General features: G+C 28.1%; 18 protein-coding genes. 12 read left to right on the forward strand and 6 right to left on the reverse strand.

The window, feature by feature from the left end:
- The first annotated feature begins 119 nt into the window (after window positions 1–119).
- The 4 genes from ABVS04_RS11240 (at window position 120) to ABVS04_RS11255 (ending at window position 3,896) form a co-directional block, all read left to right on the forward strand.
- Window positions 120–1,355: a methyl-accepting chemotaxis protein gene (locus ABVS04_RS11240; RefSeq protein WP_368030824.1), complete on the forward strand. Its 1,236-nt coding sequence runs from the start codon at window positions 120–122 to the stop codon at window positions 1,353–1,355.
- Between the two features lie 12 nt (window positions 1,356–1,367).
- Window positions 1,368–1,763 carry a PAS domain-containing protein gene (locus ABVS04_RS11245; RefSeq protein WP_368030825.1) on the forward strand — a complete coding sequence of 132 codons (396 nt, stop codon included), beginning with the start codon at window positions 1,368–1,370 and terminating at the stop codon, window positions 1,761–1,763.
- A 670-nt stretch (window positions 1,764–2,433) separates the two neighbouring features.
- Entirely contained in the window at window positions 2,434–3,627 is a 1,194-nt protein-coding gene (locus ABVS04_RS11250; protein WP_368030826.1) for a methyl-accepting chemotaxis protein, read from the forward strand.
- 29 nt (window positions 3,628–3,656) lie between these two features.
- The gene (locus tag ABVS04_RS11255; protein ID WP_368030827.1) at window positions 3,657–3,896 is read left to right on the forward strand and encodes a hypothetical protein; all 240 of its coding nucleotides are present in this window, start codon (window positions 3,657–3,659) and stop codon (window positions 3,894–3,896) included.
- On the opposite strand, the gene ABVS04_RS11260 is transcribed toward ABVS04_RS11255, so the two are convergent.
- Together ABVS04_RS11260 and ABVS04_RS11265 are read right to left on the reverse strand one after the other, a co-directional pair.
- Window positions 3,857–4,516, reverse strand: a complete 660-nt coding sequence (locus ABVS04_RS11260) for a hypothetical protein (RefSeq protein WP_368030828.1) — start codon at window positions 4,514–4,516, stop codon at window positions 3,857–3,859. The two genes, ABVS04_RS11255 and ABVS04_RS11260, sit on opposite strands and share 40 nt — an antisense overlap.
- A gap of 80 nt (window positions 4,517–4,596) precedes the next feature.
- On the reverse strand, window positions 4,597–5,301 hold the full coding sequence (locus ABVS04_RS11265; protein ID WP_368030829.1) for an SDR family NAD(P)-dependent oxidoreductase: 705 nt from the start codon (window positions 5,299–5,301) through the stop codon (window positions 4,597–4,599).
- A 121-nt stretch (window positions 5,302–5,422) separates the two neighbouring features.
- On the opposite strand from ABVS04_RS11265, the gene ABVS04_RS11270 reads away from it, so the two are divergent.
- Window positions 5,423–7,303 carry a cache domain-containing protein gene (locus tag ABVS04_RS11270; RefSeq protein ID WP_368030830.1) on the forward strand — a complete coding sequence of 627 codons (1,881 nt, stop codon included), beginning with the start codon at window positions 5,423–5,425 and terminating at the stop codon, window positions 7,301–7,303.
- A gap of 48 nt (window positions 7,304–7,351) precedes the next feature.
- On the opposite strand, the gene ABVS04_RS11275 is transcribed toward ABVS04_RS11270, so the two are convergent.
- The 4 genes from ABVS04_RS11275 to ABVS04_RS11290 form a co-directional block, all read right to left on the reverse strand.
- Window positions 7,352–8,548 carry an EAL domain-containing protein gene (locus ABVS04_RS11275; protein ID WP_368030831.1) on the reverse strand — a complete coding sequence of 399 codons (1,197 nt, stop codon included), beginning with the start codon at window positions 8,546–8,548 and terminating at the stop codon, window positions 7,352–7,354.
- A gap of 52 nt (window positions 8,549–8,600) precedes the next feature.
- Window positions 8,601–9,398 (reverse strand): ABC transporter ATP-binding protein, encoded by a 798-nt coding sequence (locus ABVS04_RS11280; RefSeq protein WP_368030832.1) that lies wholly within the window; start codon window positions 9,396–9,398, stop codon window positions 8,601–8,603.
- A 13-nt stretch (window positions 9,399–9,411) separates the two neighbouring features.
- A complete protein-coding gene (ntrB, locus tag ABVS04_RS11285) occupies window positions 9,412–10,221 on the reverse strand; it encodes a nitrate ABC transporter permease (protein WP_368030833.1) in 810 nt (269 codons plus the stop codon).
- A gap of 114 nt (window positions 10,222–10,335) precedes the next feature.
- Complete coding sequence (locus ABVS04_RS11290; RefSeq protein ID WP_368030834.1) at window positions 10,336–11,718, reverse strand: CmpA/NrtA family ABC transporter substrate-binding protein; 1,383 nt, start codon at window positions 11,716–11,718, stop codon at window positions 10,336–10,338.
- Between the two features lie 269 nt (window positions 11,719–11,987).
- Between ABVS04_RS11290 and ABVS04_RS11295 the strand changes: the two genes are divergently transcribed.
- The 7 genes from ABVS04_RS11295 (at window position 11,988) to ABVS04_RS11325 (ending at window position 22,725) form a co-directional block, all read left to right on the forward strand.
- Entirely contained in the window at window positions 11,988–13,268 is a 1,281-nt protein-coding gene (locus ABVS04_RS11295; RefSeq protein ID WP_368030835.1) for a nitrate/nitrite transporter, read from the forward strand.
- A gap of 81 nt (window positions 13,269–13,349) precedes the next feature.
- The gene (locus tag ABVS04_RS11300) at window positions 13,350–14,978 is read left to right on the forward strand and encodes a bifunctional protein-serine/threonine kinase/phosphatase (RefSeq protein WP_368030836.1); all 1,629 of its coding nucleotides are present in this window, start codon (window positions 13,350–13,352) and stop codon (window positions 14,976–14,978) included.
- 95 nt (window positions 14,979–15,073) lie between these two features.
- The gene (locus tag ABVS04_RS11305) at window positions 15,074–17,062 is read left to right on the forward strand and encodes a molybdopterin oxidoreductase family protein (RefSeq protein WP_368030837.1); all 1,989 of its coding nucleotides are present in this window, start codon (window positions 15,074–15,076) and stop codon (window positions 17,060–17,062) included.
- 142 nt (window positions 17,063–17,204) lie between these two features.
- Window positions 17,205–18,797 carry a ferredoxin--nitrite reductase gene (locus ABVS04_RS11310; RefSeq protein ID WP_368030838.1) on the forward strand — a complete coding sequence of 531 codons (1,593 nt, stop codon included), beginning with the start codon at window positions 17,205–17,207 and terminating at the stop codon, window positions 18,795–18,797.
- A gap of 1 nt (window position 18,798) precedes the next feature.
- The gene (locus ABVS04_RS11315; RefSeq protein ID WP_368030839.1) at window positions 18,799–20,400 is read left to right on the forward strand and encodes a DmsC/YnfH family molybdoenzyme membrane anchor subunit; all 1,602 of its coding nucleotides are present in this window, start codon (window positions 18,799–18,801) and stop codon (window positions 20,398–20,400) included.
- Complete coding sequence (locus ABVS04_RS11320; protein ID WP_368030840.1) at window positions 20,390–21,154, forward strand: molybdopterin-dependent oxidoreductase; 765 nt, start codon at window positions 20,390–20,392, stop codon at window positions 21,152–21,154. The genes ABVS04_RS11315 and ABVS04_RS11320 overlap by 11 nt, the downstream gene beginning before the upstream one ends.
- Window positions 21,130–22,725: a molybdopterin oxidoreductase family protein gene (locus ABVS04_RS11325; protein WP_368030841.1), complete on the forward strand. Its 1,596-nt coding sequence runs from the start codon at window positions 21,130–21,132 to the stop codon at window positions 22,723–22,725. Before ABVS04_RS11320 ends, ABVS04_RS11325 begins: the two co-directional genes overlap by 25 nt.
- Window positions 22,726–22,736 lie beyond the last annotated feature (11 nt).

The following is a 22,736-nucleotide window of genomic DNA, read 5'->3' on the forward strand; positions in this document are numbered from 1 at the left end:
AAAAAGTGTCTATTTATGGGCTTTATAAAGCTTTTATACATAAGAAATTGATGATTTTTTTATGTGCGAAAGTTGAGATTATAAAATAATAATTTGATATTCAAAGTAAAAGGAACAAAATGTTTGGCGCTATTTCAAATAAAGATTTAGAAAATATAAATAATTATTTTTCTCAATTTATTAAATTCATCTCTTATGATAAAAGTGAATTTGATTATACAGAATCGACAGGTAATTCAAAAGTTGATGCTTTATTCAAACAATGGAATGAAGAAATAAGAATGATTGATAAAAGAAACAAAGACGATATGAAAGTTTTAGGAGAAATTGTTTTAACTGCTGATAAAGTTGAACAAGGTATCTATAAAAATAGAATAAAATCATCAAGTGATAATCCAACTATTTCAACACTTAAAAGTACTTTGAATAAAATGTTAGATAGTGTACAAGATTCTAATGCAAGAATTCTTAGAGTTGTTAGTAGTTATACAAATGATGATTTTACAGATAGTATAAAAGTTGCCGATCACTATAAAGATGACATGAAACTGTTAATGGAAAGTATTAATGTATTGGGTAATGCATTATCAAAAAATGCAAAAACAAATTTTTCAAATGGTGAAACTTTAGAAAAAAACGCAAATATTATGACTTCGTCTATGAATAGTTTATCATCAAAAGCAAATAACCAAGCTGCTTCTTTAGAAGAAACAGCTGCTGCATTAGAAGAAATTACAAGTATCACAAGAAATAATGCTCAAAATGCGGCAAAAATGGCAGAATTAGGACAAACTGTAAAAAGATCTGTTTTTACAGGTGAAGAGTTAGCTTCAAGAACTGCCAGTTCAATGGATGAAATAAATCAAAAAGTAAATTCTATAAATGAAGCAATTACTGTAATTGATCAAATTGCATTCCAAACAAATATTCTTTCACTAAATGCAGCTGTTGAAGCAGCAACTGCTGGTGAGGCTGGAAAAGGATTTGCAGTAGTTGCAGCAGAAGTAAGAAATCTAGCATCAAGAAGTGCTGAAGCTGCACGTGAGATAAAACATCTTGTACAAGAAGCAACAGTAAAAGCAAATGATGGAAAAACTGTTTCATCAGATATGATAGATGGTTATAAAGAATTAAATAAAAATATTTCAGAAACAATTCATATAATCGAAGATGTTTCAAAAGCTTCTAAAGAGCAAATGACGGGTATAGAGCAAATAAATGATTCTGTTAACATGTTAGATAGAGTTACTCAAGAAAATGCTTCTGAAGCTAATAATGTAAAATCAATTGCAAACAATATTTCTTTATTAGCAAATGATTTATTGAATGATGCTAAAAGTAAAAAATTTAACTAAGGAGAATTAAAAATGTCAAGAGAAACAGTATTAGATAAAAATGCCTTCTTGGTTAGTGAAACTGATTCAAAAGGTATAATAAAATTTGCAAATGAAGATTTCTGTAAAGTTGCAGGATATTCATTGGAAGAATTAGTAGGTAAACCTCATAATGTTGTTAGACACCATGATATGCCTAAAAAAGCATTTAAAAGTTTATGGGAGACAGTTCAAAGAGATGAAATTTGGACAGGTTATGTTAAAAATGCAACAAAAGATGGTGGATATTATTGGGTATTTGCAACAGTATATCCATTTGAAAGTTCAGATGGTTCAAAAGGGTTTCTTTCATGTAGAAGAAAACCGACTAATGATGAGATAATGAATGCTGAAAGACTTTATGAACAATGGAATAAAGAAAGATATTAAGAGATAAAAACCAACAAATTCAGATTAATGATAAATATTTAGAATTCGAAGATGGTATAATTTTTTATTATTCTCCAGATTTAGAAAAAATTACAACATATGATAAAGATGATGAAAAATCTTTTATAATTGCATTAATGCAAATAATTAACTTGATTGAAGTTAGGAAATAATATCACTTATGGTAATATTATTTCTCAAATTTTTATTTATAATTTTATATTAATATAACATTTTGTTATAAAAAATATTTTTTATTTAACTAATTCCTTGTAACTAAGCATATTCGATTGTTTTTTGATGTATAATTGTTATACATAAATATAAGATTTAGTTCTAAAAGGATAAAAAAACAATATTCGGAAACAAGAAAAAAGACGAAGAGATAGAAAGACTTAAAAGAAGGATAGAAGAACTTGAAAGTCAGCAAAACAATGATAATTTACTATTAAATGAACTAAATGAAGTTGTACAAAAATTTGAAAAAGGTTTCTATGGAATTACAATAGAAAACAAATCTTCAAATCAAAAATTAAATGAAATAAAAGATAATTTTAACAAAGCGTTAGCAAACAACTCAAGACTTGCCGAAGCAGGTATTAAAACTTTAATTGAATATGGAAATGCAAAATTTGATTATGCTTTAGAAGCAGAGAATCTTTCAGGGAAAATGGGTTCTATACTTTTAGGTATTAGAGCATTGGGAAATACTATTTCTGAAATATTAGGATTGTTAGATAATTCATCTATTGAGTTACATCAACAAGTTGTAGAGTTATCTTCAGCTGCAAATAGTCTTGCAAGTGCTTCAAACCAACAAGCAGCTTCACTAGAAGAAACAGCTGCTGCAATTGAAGAAGTATCAAGTACAATAGCAAACACAAGTGAACACACTTTAAAAATGGCACAGCTTTCAAAAGAGGTAAATGAATCTGCTAAAAATGGTCAAAAACTTGCAAATGATACAGTTGAATCTATGACTAAAATAAATGATGAAGTTACTTCAATTCAAGAAGCAACAGCAATAATTGACCAAATTGCGTTTCAAACAAATATTCTTTCTTTAAATGCAGCTGTTGAAGCAGCAACTGCTGGTGAAGCTGGAAAAGGATTTGCAGTTGTTGCACAAGAGGTAAGAAATTTAGCATCTCGTTCAGCAGAAGCAGCTAAAGAGATAAATAGTATTGTTCAAAAAGCTAGACAACGAGCAATAGAAGGTAAAGAAATAGCTGGACATATGATTGATGGATATGAAACATTAAATAAAAATATAGAGAATCAATTAAATATAATAAATGAAGTTTCAAATGCAACAAAAGAACAACATGATGCAATGGAACAAATTAATGACGCAGTAAATGAATTGGATAAAACAACTCAACAAAATGCAGCAATGGCTTCTCAAATTAGTTCACAAGCTCATGCAATAGAACAATTATCAAATAAACTTGTTGATGTTGTAAAACATACTACTTATAAAAAAGATGCAAAAAGTAGAGTATGTGATATAGATATGATGTTTGTAATAAATAGATTAAAACTAGACCATATTAACTTTAAAAATAATAACTATAACCAATTAGATTCTAAAAAAGTTTGGACAGTAACAAAAGAAACAGAGTGTAATCTTGGAAAATGGATTATTCAACAAGAACAAGAAAATAAGAACTATACAAAAACTTCAAATTGGAAAAATTTAAAAGATGCTCATGAAAGAGTACATAAAGGTGTTCAAAGTGTAATTCATGATAATGCTAATGGAAATTTAAATGGTATGTTAGATACTACTATGCAAATAGATTTAGCTATTTATGAAGTATTTAAAACTATGCAAACAACAAAAGAGGAGAATTGTGGTAATTAAAAATTATCAATTTCTTTAGATGATAAACTATGACCTGTAAAAGCTATATTAATAGAGTTCAAAATGAACCACAAACCTTAGGTAATCTTTTTAGAGATTTAGAATGCCAGCTTGAAACTCTAGCAATTTCAATGGAACTATTTCTAAAAATCCTAGAACAAATAATAGAATCTCAAGAAATTGTCAAGAGAAATAAAGATTTAGAACAAATCATTCATATGCTCAGAGTTTACACTAAAAAACAATTAGGTTTTATGTGCGAAAGTTGAGTAAAAATATTTAATAAAATAATTATTAATCCTGCAATAAGCAAAAATAATTTCATAAAACTTATTGTTTCTTCAATTTCTAAAGATTTATCACTATTTTCTTTAAAATATACTTCTATCCAAGTTTCAAGTTTTTCTGTTAATTTTTCAGCATAAGGGTCAAGTTCTAACATTAATTTATTACCCTCTTCTGGACCAAACTCAACATATTTATTTGCCATTTTAAAACCAATGTTATAAAAGTTTTTGAAATCTTCTTTAAAATCTTCTAAATCTTTTACTAGTTTTTCTTCATTTTTACTTTTGTGAGATGAAATCATATTATCAAGCAAAGTATTCCCTGCATTAAAATACTCTTTTGCAATATCAAATCCATCATCAAAACCTTCATATGCCCTTGTTGCTGAAACATCTGTTAACCACTGTTGAACTTGAATAACATCTTTTTGTAACTCAAGAAAATTAAGAGCAGTAGGTAAGGTATTACGCTCTTTCTGTTTTATTTTTGTTTCAATTGAAGATAAACTAATACTAGTAATTGCAAAATTAATAGATGCAATTAATACGATAACAATACCTGAAAGAATAAGAATTTTCTTAATAGAAATATTTTTAAACATTTTTTTCCTTGAAATAAAACTAAATTTCAACAATTATATAATAAATTATTTAAAATTAGGTTTTTTATAAAATGATTATATTATCTAGGATATGAACAATTATTTATATCTAAACAGATTCCATTTATATACTCTGGACAATCAGTTGCTAACCAAACTATAGCTTTAGCAACTTCTTCAGCTTGAGCAAATCTTCCTGTTGCTACTGTTTTTTTAAATTCTGCTTTTCTTTCTTCTGAATTATCTTTTTGCATATCAGTTTCAGTTGGACTTGGAGCAACACAATTAACTGTAATTCCATGTGCACCTAAAAGTTTTCCATAAATTTTTGTAGCATTTATAAGACCTGCTTTAGCAATTCCATACCAAACATCAGGATGACCTATTTGCCCCGCTATTGATGCTGTATTTACAATTCTTCCATATCCTCTTTTTTTCATACCAACACAAAAAATATTCATTAGTTCAATAGGAGTGTATAAATCCACATTCATAATATGATCTCTTGCTTCTACTGGATAATTATCATAAGTGTATTTAGGTTGCATATAACCTGCATTATTTATTAGAATATCTATTTCACCAACCTCTTTTGCTAGAGCTAGTAAATCTTGTGTATTTGATAAATCATATTCAATTGCAGTTACATTTGCAACTCCAACTAAAGTACATGTATCAAAGTTTCTTGCTACAATTATTACTTCAAAACCAAGCTCTAACATTGCCCTTGAAACTGCCAGTCCAATTCCTTTATTTCCACCTGTAATTAATACTCTTTTTGACATATTGATTCTCCGTATTTATCTTTGAACCATTATATTAATTCATATATTTTAATCATCTTAATTCTTGCATTGAGATATTATTTATGTTAAAATGAAGAATATAACTAGATATAGGAATCTTATGATTTATAAAAATGACCAACAATTAATAAATATTATTAAATTTTCACCACCTATATTTATAATCATTATTTCTATAATTATTACTTTCTTTTTATATTTGGAAAAACAAATTAATCTCTCAAAAGAAATATATACAACTAAAAATGAATTTATTAAAAAAAATAAAGAATCAACAAAAAATGATGTTGATAATATCTATGATTTTATTATAAAAACTCAAAAAGATACAGAAAAAAAATTAAAAGAAAGTATAAAATCTAGAGTTTATGAAGCACATGATATTGCTTTAAAAATTTATACTGAAAATAAGAATATAAAAAATAAAAATGAAATAAAAAAAATGATTAAAGATGCATTAGTTAACATAAGGTTTAATAATGGAAGAGGATACTTCTTTATAACATCTTTAGATTATGAATGTATATTACTACCAACAGCAAGAGAATTAGAAGGAACAAGTTTTTATAATCTTAAAGATAGTGAAGGCGTTTACATAGCTAGAAAAATTGTATCTCTAATAAAAAAAGATAAAGAAGGATTTTTATCTTGGTCTTTTTCTAAACCTAATAATTTAGAAAATCAATATAAAAAAATCGGCTTTAATATGTATTTTGAGCCTTATGATTGGTATATTGGGACTGGGGAATATATTGAAGAATTTGAAGAAGATGTTAAAAAAGAAGTTTTAGAGTATATTTCAAGAATTATTCCTAATGATGATAAAGAATTTTTTATATTAGATCATAATCAAAAAACTCTATTTAATACATTAGAATCAAATATTTTAACTTTTGATAGTGAAAGAGTATTTGAAGATATGTTATTTATAGCCCAAAATACTGAAGCATTTCTTACATATAAAGAAAAAGATAAAAGCGATTTATTAACAAAAAGTAGTTATATAAGAGGTATACCAAAATGGAATTGGATTTTAGAAAAAAGTTTTTATCAAGATGATGTTAAAGATATTATAGAAGAAAAGACAGAAAAATTAAACAATGATTTTCATAAAAATATTATGAATATTATTTCAATAGCCATTGTTTTTACCATTATTTTACTTCTATGTTCTTTTTATCTTGCAAAAATAATAGATAAAAAATTTAAAAAACATAAAATACAAATACAAGAATATATTAATGAAAATACACAACAACAACATATTCTTTTTCAACAATCAAAAATGGCAGCAATGGGTGAAATGCTTGGTAATATTGCTCATCAATGGAGACAACCTCTTTCAGTTATTACAACAGCAGCAACCGGAATGAAATTACAAAAAGAACTAGAAATACTTGATGATGAATCATTTGGACAATCAATTACTAATATCACTGATTCAGCTTTATATTTATCAAAAACAATTGATGATTTTAGAAATTTCTTTAAAACGGATAAAATAGAAACTAACTTTGATATTGTAAATACATTTGAAAAAGTATTTAAACTAACAGATGGACAATTTACACATAATGACATTCTTTTTATCAAAAATATAGAGGATACAAAATTATATGGTTTAGAAAATGAACTTATTCAAGCATTAATAAATATATTAAATAATTCAAAAGATGCATTAATAGAGTTAGAAAAACCTATACCTAGAGTTATTTTTATAGATGCATATAAACAGAATGAAAAAGTAATTATTAAAATAAAAGATAATGCAGGAGGAGTTGATAAAAAAATTATCGATAAAGTTTGTGAACCTTATTTTACAACTAAACATCAATCAAAAGGTACAGGAATTGGTCTTTATATGACATCTGAAATTATCAAAAAACATATGAATGGAACTTTAAAGATTGCAAACGTGGAATTTAAATATGAAAATAAAATATATAAAGGTCTTGAAACTACAATAGAAGTAAGTTTCTAATACCTCTTCTTTTAATACTTAAATACTTAATTTAAAAGTAGTTAAGTATTAATTCTCTTTAATAACTAAATCTATACATATAATATAAGATTTATTTTCTAATTCAAACCTTTTTGCAAATGTTTTACAAATATTTCCAGTTGCATAAGAGACATAATTAGGACTCAAAAATATCCCTTGTTTAGACTCTAAAGTAATATAAAAATACTCTTTTAAATAGTGTTCATCACCATTCTTTGATGGAATAAATCTTTCGTTTTTATTATCAATAATTGTATCATGAATTTGTTTTGAAGAATCTACATCTATCAAATAAAATGCTTCTAAATCTTTATGGTTATTTAATTCTGTTTTTAAAACTTGCTCTGAATCATTTATATTAACAATTTGTTCAATGATTTTATTAGAAAGCAAATTATAATTATCTACTAAATCTCTTTTTTTACTTATAGAATCTAAAGTCATTCGTCTAAAGATACTTCCAATTTCATTCATACTTAAAATTATCTTATCAATTAAAAATGTATCTAATTCAAAAACTGGTTTAGAAAAATAATATCCTTGAAATAAGTTTACATTTGATTTTAAAGCAAGACAAATGGCATCTTCATCTTCAACACCTTCAGCTAATACCCTTATTCCTAAGTTATGTCCCATTCTAGCTATTGACTTTACAATTTCCCTATTAATATGATTATTTTTAGTGTTTTGAAATAAAGATTTATCAATTTTTATCAAGTCTGGTTTTATTACATTTATTCTATCAAAAGTAGAATTTCCCGTTCCAAAATCATCTAATGCAATTGAAAAACCCAATTCTTTATAATATGAACAAAACTCTTTAAGTGCATTAGTATTTGATATTTCATCCTCTTTAATTTCAAGAATAAAATTCTTATATGGAATTTCTACCTTATCAATAGCTTCTGTAAAACAGTAGTTTTGCTCTTTTGCATGAAAGTTATTTATTAAAGATGGTTCAAAGTTTAAAAACAATAATAATTCATTATTTTCTAAATAATACTTCTTGAATTTTTCAATTGATTTATTTCTTGTTAAAACATCTAATTCTAAATTTAAATTTGCATCAATAGCCATTTTAAATAGCTCATAAGGAGGAATAACCTCCTCTTTATATGTACATCTTGTTAATGCTTCAAATGCATATATTTTTTTTGATCTTATTGAAACTATTGGTTGAAAATGAATTTCAATTAGTTCTTTTTCTATTATTTCTTCTATCACTTTTACCTACAATTTTCATTATTAATGTATATTATAGACAAATTTTTCTATTTTACTCATCATCTTTTGCAAATTTCTTATACAAGAAGTCTAAAATTGCTTCTCTACATCTAATATACTCAGGATCACTTTGAAGCTCTACCCTATTTCTTGGTCTTGGAAGATTAACTTCTAAAATTTCTCCAATAGTAGCTTCTGGACCATTTGTCATCATAATTACTCTATCGCTCAATAAAACAGCTTCATCAATATCATGAGTAATAATAATTACAGTATTTTTTACACTCTCTTGTATTCTCATTAAGTGTTCTTGTAAGTTTGCACGAGTAAGTGAATCAAGTGCTCCAAAAGGCTCATCCATTAATAAAACATCAGGTTTAATAGATAAAGCTCTTGCAATTCCAACTCTTTGTTTCATTCCACCACTTATTCCAGCAGGAAATTTATCTTTTGCATGATCAAGATTTACCATAGAAATAAACTTTTCAACCCTTTGTCTTAGTTCAGAAGAGCTTAATTCTGGCATTACTTTTTTAACTGCCATTTCAATGTTTTGATAAACACTAAGCCAAGGTAAAAGAGAATGATTTTGAAAAACAACAGCTCTTTCTGGACCTGGTCCTGTGATTTCTTTATTATTTAAAATAATATTACCTTGTGTTTGAGAATCAAGTCCTGCAATCAAATTTAATAGAGTTGATTTACCACAACCACTATGTCCAATAATTGAAACAATTTCATCTTTTTTAATATTTACATTTATATCAACCACTGCCTTATACTCTTTTCCACCAGCAATTGGAAAAGATTTATGAATATTCTCTAGTTGTAAAAATTTATCTGTACTCATTTATTAACCTTTATTATATTTTTTTTCTATAATCAAAATAATCAGCTATTTTTCCCATTAAAATATCTAATATAAAACCGACAAGACCTACAATAATAATACCTATAATAATATTGTGATATGCAAGATTGTTATACTCATCCCAAATCCAAAATCCAATACCAACACCGCCTGTTAACATTTCAGCTGCAACAATTACAAGCCATGCAATACCTAATGATAATCTCATCCCCGTAAAAATATAAGGAACTGCAACAGGAAGAATGATTTGAAATACTTTTTCTAAAGCTGTAAATCTTAAAACTTTTGCAACATTTAAATAATCTTCACTAACGCTTTTTACACCTAAAGAAGTATTTATAATGATTGGCCAAATAGATGTTATAAAAATCGTTGACATAGCAGTATTATCAATATCTTTAAATGCAAATAACAATAAAGGTAACCAAGCAAGTGGAGAAACTGGCTTTAATATTTGAATAAAAGGATCAAGTGCATACTGAATATTTTTACTCATTCCAATCATTAAACCAACAGGAATACCTACAATAACTGCAAGAGCAAAACCACCAAATACTCTTTTTAATGACTCAAGAACTTGCCAAAAAAGACCTTTGCTATCTTGATTATATACATAAAAAGGATCACTTAAAACTCCTGTTAATTCTTCACCACTACTTGTTGTTCCTCCAAATGCATATACATAAGTATCACTAGGTGTTGGAAAACCATTTATATATGCAGCAATTCCTGACCAAATCTGAATTATTATTACCAATACAATAAGAGGTAAAAATATCTTTTTTAATGTTTCTTTATTCATCATTTTTCCTTTTTTTATTTTGCCTTTTCAAGTAATCATTTTTAAAGTAAATACTCAAAAAGGCAAAGGCTCATATCTAGAGCCTATTGCTTTTTTTTCAAATTTTAATATTTACTATTTTTTAGTAACAAATTTTGGATCTGCACAACCAGCTGGTCCATAAGGACAAACATATGAAGGTTGTTTTGTTTCAACTTTCCAGTTATTAACTTTCATTAACTCTTCTTTTGTAACAGCAGGTGTTGTAATATTAAATGTATCATAGATATATTCAACTGCTTTATTTGGGTCCCAAACTTTTCCATCAATAAATTTATTATATTCATCAACACCATCTTTTTTCCAAGGACTCTCAGGTAAAGAGTATCCTACTTCTTTTGCAACAGTTTCAAATAAATCAGGTCTATAAACTTTTTCAATAGTTGCTTTCATATCAACAGGAGTTGTTAATTGTCCCCATCTATACATCTGTGTTATAAACCACATACCATGAGAATAGAATGGATATGCTGCATAATAGTTAGCAAATGTATTAAACATAGGATTTGTAGAGTCTATACCTGGATTATAAAGAAATGTCCCAGACATTGATTTTCTTAAAACATCAACAGGTGCTTTCACATAGTTATCTTGTGCAAGAAATTTAATAGCTTCTTCTCTATTTTCCCAAGATTCATCTAACCACATTTGAGCTTTTAAAACAGCTCGCATAACTGCTTTTGTAGTTTCTGGATTTTTTTCTATAAAATCAGCTCTTGCTTGTAGAACTTTTTCTGGATTATTATTCCAAATATCGTAGTTAGTAACCAATGCACTTCCTGCATTTTTTTCAACAATTCTTGTATTCCATGGCTCACCAACACAATACCCATCAATATTTCCAGCAATTAAATTTTGAGGCATCGTTGGAGGTGGGAATGGTTTAATTGTAGTATCTTCATCTGGTTTAATTCCAGACCCAGCCATCCAATATCTTAATTCATAATTGTGAGTAGAAACAGGATGAACCATACCAAAATTTAATGGTTGATAAGAACTACCTTCAGCTGCATGTTTTGCATCAATATATTTTTTTAAACTTTCAGCAGAAACTGGTCTTTCATCTTTTTTAAGACCATATTTTTCCATTTCACCAATAATTTTATTTCCAAATGTAATTGCATTACCATTATAATCAAGTGATAATAATGCTTGTAAATTAGTATCTCCATTAATTCCTAATGTTGCTGCAATTGGCATACCTGCAAGAGCATGAGAGAAATCATATTCTCCAGATATTACTTTTTGTTGGATTCCAGGCCATCCTCCACCTTCTTTCGCTACTTGTACATCAAGACCTTCAGCTTCAAAAAATCCTTTTTCTTTTGCTATTACTAATGGTGCACAGTCAGTTAATGCAATGAAACCTATTTTTAACTTAGTTTTTTCAGGAGCTGCTAGTAAAGAACTTGCAACTAAAGAAAGACCCAATCCAATTTTTAATACCTGTTTAAACATTTTTTCTCCTTGAATATTTATTGATGGGAAAATGATAACACACATTTTAAAGTAATATACAAATTAATTGTATATTTTACATACAATTTAAACTTAATTTTTCATTATATATATATTTAATTGTTTTATAAAATAAGCTATGCTGATTATTTGATACTTTTAGCTTATAGTTACATTAAATATGATGATTGACTATTTTATATACAATAATTTTTATATTTTATTTAATAATCATTCTATAATTTGATTAGATTACACAAGGAGATTATATGTCTTTAAAAGAATTAAAAGGACAAGGACACTGGCCAACACTACTTGCTGCGTTTTTGTATTTTGACTTTAGTTTTATGGTTTGGACTATGTTAGGACCATTAGCAACAGAAATTAGTGAGTCTTTAAAATTGACTCAAAACTTTATTATGAGTGCAGATCAGAAGGCAACATTACTTGCTATTCCTATTTTAGCAGGTGCAATACTAAGAGTTGTTTTAGGATTTTTTGTTGATAGAGTAGGAGCTAAAAAAACTGCGTTAGCTTCTCAAAGTATAGTTGTTATTGGTCTTTTCTTCGCTTATTTCAGAGGAGAAAGTATCACTTATAATGAGTTATTAATTGTGGCACTTGGTTTAGGTTTTGCAGGGGCTTCATTTGCTGTTGCTCTTCCACAAGCTGGACAATGGTATCCACCAAAACTTCAAGGTGTTGTTTTAGGACTTGCAGGAGCTGGAAATATTGGAGTTGTTATTGACTTCTTATTTGCTCCAAAAATTGCTGAAATTTGGGGATGGCAATCAGTATTTTTAGTTGGAGCTGTTTTATCTGCATTTATTTTAGTAGTTTATATGTTTATGGCAAAAGATGCACCTGAACATATTTACAAAGCTAATCCAAAAAAATTAAAAGATTATGGAAAACTATTAAAAGATAAAGATACATGGTGGTTCTGTCTATTTTATGCTATTAGTTTTGGAGGATTCGTAGGATTTGCTGGATATATGAAAGTATATTTAATGAGCACATACAAAGAAGAGATGACAGCATTTGGACTTGGAATGTTAAGTGAACCAAACGTAATGGTAACAGCTGGATACTTTGGTGCATTATGTATTTTTGCAGGAGCTGTTTTAAGACCAGTTGGTGGAGCGATTGCAGATAAAATTGGTGGAATTAGATCTTTATACTTTTTCTATGGAACAGTTTGTTTATTAGCTATAATTAATGCAACTTATAACTTACCATTTGGTGTTGCAATTTTTGTACTATTTATAATCATGGCAAATCTTGGTATGGCAAATGGAGCTGTTTTCCAATTAGTTCCTCAAAGATTTGGAAAAGATATTGGTATTATGACAGGAATCATTGGTTGTGCAGGTGGATTAGGTGGAACTGCTTTAATCAAAACTTTTGGTTGGTCAAAAGGTGCATTTGATGGATATACAGCTGGATTTATGATTTTTGCAATCGTTGTATTTGTAGCTATAATGGGTATTTCATTAGTAAAAACTAGATGGAGAACTACATGGGGAGTTCAAGCAGGAGGAAGAATATAAAAAGAGAGAAATCTCTTTTTATATTTAAATTAAAATTTTTCAAGAAGATTTTAATTTGAATATAAAAAAGGCATTAATAATATGAGCAAAAACAATATCAAAACTTCAGGTTTTTCACTAGCTAAAAGAAAAGAGTTAACAGGTGATGATTTCTATGAAATAAAACAGTTTGAAGATATGACTATTGCTGTATTATGTGATGGTGTTGGTAGTGCTCAAGAAGGAGCAATGGCTGCTAAAAAAGTAACTCAACATATAATAAATAATTTTAAAAACATTCCAAGAGTTTGGAGTATTGAAAAAGCTATTAAAGAGTTTATTAAATCAATTAATTCAATACTTTATGCACAATCCATTCATGAATATGAAAGAGCTGAATATGTAACAACTGTTACAGTATGTGTAATCAAAGGAAATAGACTTTATGGTGCAAATGCAGGAGATAGTAGAATTTATCTACTAAGAGATAATAAATTAAATCAATTATCTTACGATCATAATGAAGAAGGAATGGTAAGTGTTTTATCAAATGCTGTAGGGATAAGTCCTGAAGTTGAAGTATATTATTTTGAAAATAATATACAAAAAGATGACAAAATTCTTATGTGTAGTGATGGATTATACTCTTTAATGAGTAGTGATACACTATTAAAAAATATTCCAAATGGTGCATATCATATTGTAAAAAAAGCAAGTTCTTTAGTTGAAGAAAATCTTCCTGATGATACAACAGCTATTATTTTAGAAGTATTACAAACAGATCAAGTTGAATTAATGAAAAACCTAAAATTAGATATTCCTGAGAAACTTAAAAAAGGTGATATTATAGATGGCTATGAATTAAGATTATCTTTAATACAAAATGATAGAACTTGGGTTTGTAAAAAAAACAATCAAGAATATGTGATAAAATTTGCACCTTATGAAGCATTAGAAAATGAAGAGATTTTAGATTTATATGTAAAAGAAGCTTGGAATGCAAAAAGATTAAAAGCTGGTTTTTTCCCAAAATCATTTATTCCTAAACATAGAAGTGCAAGATATTATCTAATGACAAAATTAGATGGGATAAATCTAAAACAATACCTAAAAAAAAGAAACTTATCAGTAGATGAAGCTATAAATTTAACAAGAACCTTAATATCAATGGAAGAGTATCTTTTAAAATTTAATTTAGTTCATGGAGATATAAAACCTGAAAATATTATAGTAATTCAAAGAGATGGAAAGAAAATCTTCAAAATCATTGATTTTGGATCAATAACTGAAATTTTTTCAATTACAAATAAAGCAGGAACCCCTTCTTATTTAGCACCTGAAAGATTTACAGGTGGAACAATAAATGAAAAAACTGAAATCTTTTCTATTGGAGTTACAATATATCAATCTTTAACAGGAGCTTATCCTTATGGAGAAATTGAACCCTTTCAAAATCCTACATTTAAAATGCCTAAAAAACCTCATAAATTAAATAATGCTATTCCACAATGGTTTGAAAGTTTAATTTTAAGAGCAATAAGCACAGATGAAAATTTAAGATACTCAAACTATTCTTATATGAAATTTGAATTAGAAAATCCTCAAAAAGTAAAGCCTTATTTTGATAAGAAAACTCCTTTACTAAATAGAGATCCTTTAAAATTCTATAAATTTGGTTTTTACACACTATTACTTATAAATTTTGCACTATTTATACAGTTTTTAAAATAATTGTATAAAAAATATATAAAATAAACTTATTTCTACATTAAATTAATGATATAATCTTATAAAATATATACAATAATTTATAAAAATGAGTAAAAATGATAAAATCAGTATGTGGATATTGTGGCGTTGGCTGCGGTTTAGAATTTGAAGAAAATAAATTAATAGGCGATGTTGTTTACCCAACTAATGAAGGAAAATTATGCTCAAAAGGTGTTTCAGAATTAATAAGTATTCAAACTCCTAGTAGATTATTAAGACCTCAAATAAGAGAAAGTATAGATGATGAATTTAAAGTCTCTTCTTGGGAAAGTACTATCAATAAAATTACAACAAAAATTGCAATATCTCCAAAAGAAAAAGTAGGCTTTTATCTATCAGGTCAGCTTTTAACTGAAGATTATTATATAGCTAATAAACTAATGAAAGGTTTTTTAGGGACTAATAACGTAGATACAAATAGTAGAACTTGTATGTCAAGTGCTGTTGTTGGATATAAAAAAGCTTTAGGAATTGATTATGTACCTGTTCGAATGAATGACGTACATGATGCAAATTTACTTATTTTAGTGGGTGCAAATACAGCTGAAGCACATGTTGTTTTTCATAATAGAATCAAAGTAGCAAAAAAAGAGGGTTTAAAAATAATTGTAATAGATCCAAGATTCACTGATACTGCAAAAGTAGCTGACTTACATTTACCTATAAAACCAGGAAGCGATATTGATTTTTTTAATCTTGTATCAAAAAGAATAATTGATGAGGGATTAGTTGATGAAAAATTTGTAGAAGAAAATGTAAATAACTTTGAACTTCTAAAAAACAAATTTAAAAGAGTTCCAGTAACTAAAATGCTAAAAAGAACAGGCTTAAATGCTGAACAGTTTGAAGAGTTTTGGCAGCTTTATAAAGAGAATAAAAATATTATTACAGCTTGGACAATGGGAATAAACCAATCAGTTCAAGGTGTTGATAAAAATCTATCTATCATAAATACTCATTTATTAACAGGAAAAATATTTACAAAAGGAAATGGACCTTTTTCATTAACAGGTCAACCAAATGCAATGGGGGGAAGAGAAGTTGGTGGACTTTCAACCATGCTAGCTGTTCATTTAGGTTTTGAAAAAGAATCAATAAAAAAAGTAAATGAGTTTTGGAATACAAAAAAAGTATCAAATAAGCCAGGATTAACAGCCACACAAATGCTTGAAGCCAATCTTGATGTCTTAATTATCTGCCATACAGATCCAATTTACCATCTTCCAAATAGAAATAAAATGGAAGAATTAATAAAAAAAATTCCATTAGTAGTAGAAATAAATGCCTATGAAAACTCAGAAACTTCAAAATTTGCCCATATAAAACTACCTGCTGCTCCTTGGGGAGAAAAAGAAGGAACTCAAACAAATCTTGATAGAACAATTACAAAACAAGAAAAACTAACAAGAACATCAATTGATTGTAAAGCCGATTGGGAAATATTTCAACTTATTGCTCAAAAATTAGGATATAAAGAAGCTTTTGATTTTCAATCTTCTAAAGAGATTTTCCAAGAATATCAAGAAATGACAAAATTAAATCCACATTTAAATATTTATGAAGCATCTTATGATGATCTTTCAAAAAAACCATTTATTTGGGGAGAAAAGATAAGAGAAGATAAAGAATTCTTTACAGAAAATAAAAAAGGAAATTTATTTTTTGTTGAAAATAAACTTCTTAGTGAAAAAACAAATCTAAAGTATCCATTTACACTTCTAACAGGAAGAACAAGAGATCAATGGCATAGTGGAACAAAAACAAATCTTCCAAGAACACTACTAAAATATAAAGAATTAGATTTTTGTGAAATCAATCCAACAAATGCAAAGCAATTAAATATTGAAGATGGAGATAATATCAAAATTTCTTCAAGTAGAGGTGAAATTTATTCAAAAGCTATTGTTACGCAAAGTATAAGAATTGATACTATTTTTGTTCCTATTAGTAATAGAAATATAAATTATCTAACAAATGATTTATATGATAAAGAGTCATTACAACCTGATTATAATCAATGTGCTGTAAAAATAGAAAAAGTTTAGTTTTTCTTAGGATTACATTAATTTTTATATAATCGGTTATAATTTAATATATTTTGTATATTAAATATGCATTTTATTTTTAATTTTACCTTATAAAACTGATAAAATAACTTCATAAGATAAAAACTTGGGAGTTATTAATATGAAAGTTTTAGAAGAAGCATATCAATTAAGAAATAAAAAAATCAATAAAATTGAAAAATTAAAAGAAGAGCAAAAAGCCTTAGATTTTTGGAATGATTTTGAAAATATTTGTAATGGTAAATATGAAGATTTAAAGGAAGTTCATGAAAAACACCTATTAAAATGTTTTGGTATTTATGACAAAGGTTCAAGTGATAGTTTTACAATTAGAATTAGAATTCCTTTAGGACAATTAACTCTAGAACAAGCTTCAAAATTTTCACAAGTTGCCCATAAATATGGTAAATCTACTATTGATTTAACAACAAGAGGTCAAGTTGAATTTAGACACCTAAATTTACATGAACTCCCAACTGTATTAAAAGAGCTTGAATCAGTGGGAATTACTACTTTTCAAACTGCAGGAGATAATTTCAGAGGAGTGATTACTTCACCTTTTGATGGATATTCAAAAACATCTTTAATCACATGTGAAAGTTTAGTACAAGATATTCAAGATGTATTTTTAAAAAATGAAGAGTATATAGGAACGCTTCCTAGAAAATTTAATACAGGAATTTTAGGGGATACTGTAAATGACTGTAATATTTTTGGACAAGATTGTGCTTTTGCATTAGCTTCAAAAGATGATGAACTTGGATTTAACTTATATCTTGGCGGTAAAGTTGGAGTTCAAGCAAGACCTTTAAACTTATTTATAAAACCTACTCAAGTAAAAGAAACATTTAAAACAATTGTTGATTTATTTAAAAAATATGGATTTAGAGATAATAGAAACAAAAATAGAATAACTTACTTTTTAGATGAAATTGGCATTGAAGAGTTTGAAAAAGCTATTATAGAAACTTCTGGTATTGCTTTAAAAACAGCAGGAAAACTTCTTGTAAAAGATGAGTATAAAATAAATAAAGATGCAACAATCAAATTAAAAGATGATAAAACAGCTGTTTATTTCCCAATTCCTTCTGGAATATTCAATAGTAAAGATTTACATTGTGTAACAAAACTTATGGAAGAAACAGAATCAGTTTTAAGATTAACTCATGAACAAAGCTTTTTTTTAATAAGCGATGATAAGTATGTTCAAAGAATAAAAGAGTTTCAAATATTTAAAAAATATGATTCTTACCATAATATTTACTTCAATAACCAAATTGCATGTGCAGGGGTAAATGAATGCTCTTTTGGTGTAATTCCTAATAAATCAGATGCTATAAATATGGCTGTATATCTAAATCAATATGTGCCAATAGAAGATGCGAAAATAAGAATGTACTGGTCAGCATGTCCAAAAGGATGTGGAGTTCATGGTGTTGCTGATATCGGATTTGAAGGTGCTAAAGCAAAAGATGAAAATGGTGAATTTTGTGATGGTGTAAAAATATTCATAGGAGGGAAAGCTACAACTTCAATCCTAGAAGCTAGACAATTAAGCAAAGCAATTCCAATTCCTAAAGCTCAAGAAGTAACAAGAGAATTATTAAGTATTTATAAAACACAAAGAATAAATAATGAATCATTTGAAAGCTTCGATTCAAGAGTTTTATCACTTCTATCAATAGAAGAGATACAAGAAAAAGTTGGATTATAAAATGAGTACAAATGAACAAACACCATTAGAGAGTTTTTTAGCACATAAAGCAGACACCTCTATGCAATGTGGAAACTACTCAATAGATATACCAAAACCCAAAGAAGGAGAACAATATAGATTTCACTTTGATGCGGTTGCTTGTATTGGATGTCATTGTTGTGAAGTTGCATGTAATGAGCAAAATGGAAATGATGCAGATATAAAATGGAGAAGAGTAGGAGAAACTCAAAGTGGAATTTTTCCTAATGTAAAAAATCACTTTAACTCAATGTCATGTAATCACTGTATCGAGCCTGAGTGTTTAATAGGATGCCCAACAAACTCATATATAAAATTTGATAATGGTATTGTTTTTCATGATGATGATTCTTGTATTGGATGTCAATACTGTACTTGGAACTGTCCATATGAAGTTCCAGTATTCAATGTTGATAGAGGAATAGTAACTAAGTGTCATATGTGCCATGAAAAACTAGATGTTGGTCAAACTCCTGCTTGTGTACAAGCCTGTCCATCAGGAGCAATTGCTATTGAAATAGTAAATGTAAAAGAATGGTTAGAAAAAGATATGGCAGAATTTGGAATCGCTCCAAATCTTCCTGATATTGATATCACAAAACCAACAACAAGATATACGATAAATGAAACACAAGATATGACACCTGCTGATGCTCATATAATAAAACCAAATCATAGTGAATGGCCTTTAGTATTTATGACAGTTTTAACTCAAATCTCATTTGGTGGTTTTGCAGCTTTAGTTTTAGGAGAATTTATAAATTTTCTTGGCTTTGATTTAGCAGCTCCATCATTAGCTATGATTATTGCAGTATTTTTACCAGCTGCCATTGGATTGCCTTTATCTGCACTTCATTTAGGTCGCCCTATTTTAGCCTATACTGCTATGAAAAATATCAAAACTTCATGGCTTAGTAGAGAAGCTTTAGCTTTAGGATTATATGCAGGAGGACTAACTTTTTTAATTGCCCTATTCTTCTTTGAAGTTTCGCAAGGGTTTAGATTTTTTATAGAACTAGGTGTTTTAGCTCTTGGTATTTATGGTATTTATGCCCAATCTATGATTTATAGAATCAAAGCGCGACCATCTTGGAATAAAGAAGAGACTACAAAAATATTTTTCTATGTTTCATATATTGGATTATTACTTATCTCTTTGATTTTAGTTTTAAATGAACAGTTTACAACAGCAGGTGTTGTTCTACCATTTGCTTTATTTATTGCATATTTTCAATATGAAGAGTTAAAAAAACAAACAGATTTTTATCTGAATCTAGATGATAAAACTAAAAACTTTTATCAACTAAATAAAACAAAAATCTTATATGAAAAACATTTTGCTAAACATACAGATTTTAGAGCTAGGTCTTTATATATAGGAGCGTTAGGATTACCATTACTTGCTATGTTATTACTTGCAAGTGGGAATTATTCTACAACAATATTAGTTTTAACTCTTTCACTTATTATTTCATTTTCAAGTGAAATTGTATCAAGACTTTTATTTTATAAAACAGCAGTTGCACTGGGACTTGCTGGAAATTTCTTCGCAGGGAATCAAAGAGGTAGTCATGATAAATAAATTAAAAAATTTCAATCTAAAAGATTTTTTAGGTGTAGATATAAAAAATGAAAAATATGCACTTACTGATGATAAAAAATTTGGAAAAGTAGCTCTTGCTAAAGCTCCTGATAAATGGGTTCGTTCAACTTGTGGATATTGTGGTGTTGGATGTGGACTTTATATTGGTGTAAAAGATGGAAAGCCAGTTTATACAAAAGGAGATCCTGCTCATCCTGTAAACAAAGGAACTCTTTGCCCAAAGGGTTTAAGTGAACATGAAATGGTTTTAAGTGACAATAGATACACAAGTCCAATGGTTCGTAAAAATGGACAATTAGTGTCTTCAACTTGGGATGAAGCATTTAAAACGACAAGTGATAAATTTAAAGAGATTCAAGCTAAATATGGAAATGGTGCTGTTTCAATAGTATCAACAGGACAACTTCTAACAGAAGAGTTTTATACACTTGGAAAGTTTATTCAACTAGGGCTTAAAACAAATAACTACTGTGGAAATACTACACTTTGTATGGCAAGTGCAGTTATGGGATATAAACAAACATTTGGAAGTGATGGTCCTGTTGGTGCTTATGAAGACTTTTCCCATGCTGATGTTATAATGCTAATTGGTGCTAATATTGCAGATAATCATCCTATTTTAAAACTTCATATTGCAAAAAACAAAAAAATCACTGGTAAAAAACCAACTATAATAGTAGTTGATCCGAGATTTTCAAAACTGCAAATATGGCTGATATGTATGTTCCTATAAATCCTAGAAGTGATTTGGCTCTTATGAATACCCTTTGTTACATTATTTTAGAGCAAGGTTGGGAAAATGAAAAATTTATTGCTGAGCGCACAAGTGGATATAAAGAGTTTAGAAAACATATTTTTGAGAACTATAAACCACAAGATGTAGCAAATATTACAGGTATTGATGTAAAAGATTTATATGAATTAGCAAGAGTTTATGCAAAGGCTGATAAAGCTATGAGTGCATGGACAATGGGAGTAAATCAAAGCTCAATAGGAACTGATACAGTAAGTGCAATTTGTAATTTAGCTTTAATTACTGGAAATCTTGGAAAGCAAGGTGCAACTGCGCTATCTATTACTGGACAATGTAATGCTATGGGTACAAGGGAAACTGGTTTTACCTCATCACTACCAGGATATAGAAATTTTGCAAGCTCTTATGATAGGCAAGAGTATGCAACACTTGTAAATGTTCCAGTTGAAGATGTTCCAACAAAAAGAGGATACTCATATCCACAAATTATAGATGCTATTGAAAGTGGAGAAATAAAAGCTTTATGGTTAGTTGCTACTAATCCATTGGTATCATTTCCTGATCAAAAAAGACTTAGACGTGCGCTAAATAAACTTGAACTTCTTGTAGTACAAGATGCCTTTAAAAGTGAATCATCACTAAAAGCAGATGTGGTATTTTCTGCTGCCACTTGGAGTGAAAAAGAAGGAACTTATACAAATAGTGAAAGAAGATGTAACTATGCAAGAAAAGCTGTTGAGCCACTTGCAGATACAAAAAGTGATTTTCATATTGTATTAGAGTTTTCAAAATATTTTGAAGGTGTAAATGAAAAGCTATTCCCAAATTGGGAACAACCAATAGATGCCTTTAATGAATGGAAAAAAGTTAGTTCTGGAAGACTTTGTGATTACTCAGGTATGAGTTATAAACTAATCGAAGAACTAGGAGGAATCCAATGGCCATGTAATGAAAAGTATCCAAAAGGAAAAGCAAGACTATATGATGAAGATATGCCTTGTCCTACGGATGATGGAAAAGCAAAACTTTTAGCTCTTGATTGGTTACCATTAAGTGAGCCTTGCAATATCTCTTTTCCACTTACACTAAATACAGGAAGAACCGTAGAACAATGGCACACGAGAACAAAAACAAAAACTATCTCAATACTAAATGATCTTGCACCTGAAGCTTGGATTGAGATCAATCCTCTTGATGCAAAAAAACTAGAAGTTTCAAGTGGAGATAGAATAGATATAAGTTCTATTAGAGGAAGAATAAGTGATATTATCGTAAGAGAATCACAAAATATAAGACAAGGAAGTATCTTCGTACCATTTCACTATAACGAGCAACTAATAAATACAATCACAAAAGCAGAGTTTGACCCAAAATCCTTTGAGCCAAATTTCAAACAATGTGCTGTTCAACTTCATAGTGCTAAAGTTCCAAATGGAATAAAACTAAAAGAACAAGAAATAAGTGGAGTATTGGAGCATATTGTTATAAAAAATGAATCAATTTTAGTTCAAAAAGCTTCAGAAAGTTCAAAATTAAAGATTAAAGATTAAGCATTATTGCT

Source organism: Arcobacter sp. s6 (assembly GCF_040884245.1).
In the GTDB taxonomy this organism is placed as follows: domain Bacteria; phylum Campylobacterota; class Campylobacteria; order Campylobacterales; family Arcobacteraceae; genus Aliarcobacter.